Source organism: Paraburkholderia sp. JHI2823 (assembly GCF_038900695.1).
In the GTDB taxonomy this organism is placed as follows: Bacteria; Pseudomonadota; Gammaproteobacteria; order Burkholderiales; family Burkholderiaceae; genus Paraburkholderia; species Paraburkholderia mimosarum.
The window spans coordinates 1-453 of record NZ_JAYMRY010000256.1; the positions used below are offsets into that span (position 1 = coordinate 1).

Sequence of the window (453 nt, forward strand, 5' to 3'; positions counted from 1 at the left end):
CTTGAGACTTACCTCAAGTGGGTACGAACCTGTGCTCAAAGTCTTATGATGCCTTATCCTTCCATTCTCCCGGTGATTATTGAGCCTGTTAAGGAAGGAGAAGTTCCATACACTATCCTACATCCTGACATGCCAACATCATGGGAAGAAATGCAAAAGAGTTGGATCCAACTCAAGGAAGAACGGAATTCTCTTGAAGCCAATCTACATGCCAATGAGAAGAAGGTCTTGGAGCTCACGCGTCTACTGCACGAGGAAAAGACTCTCAACACTTACATTGCTCCAAAGAGGATGCGCAGTGTCTTTTGGGATTGATTTACTTTGTTATATTTTGCCCTTGAGGCTTTGATGTAATGAATAATTATTTCTTAATGATAACGTGTGTTCCTTTTTGTCTACAAATAATTTGAACTTTAGAACCATTGAATGCATTGCATAAACACATATCATGCA

At 40.0% G+C, this 453-nt stretch carries 1 protein-coding gene; it reads left to right on the plus strand.

Annotated elements, in window-relative coordinates; genetic code table 11:
* A partial coding sequence (locus VSR34_RS38580; protein WP_342965254.1) for a hypothetical protein occupies positions 1 to 315 on the plus strand: 315 nt, incomplete at its 5' end.
* Positions 316 to 453: the final 138 nt, after the last annotated feature.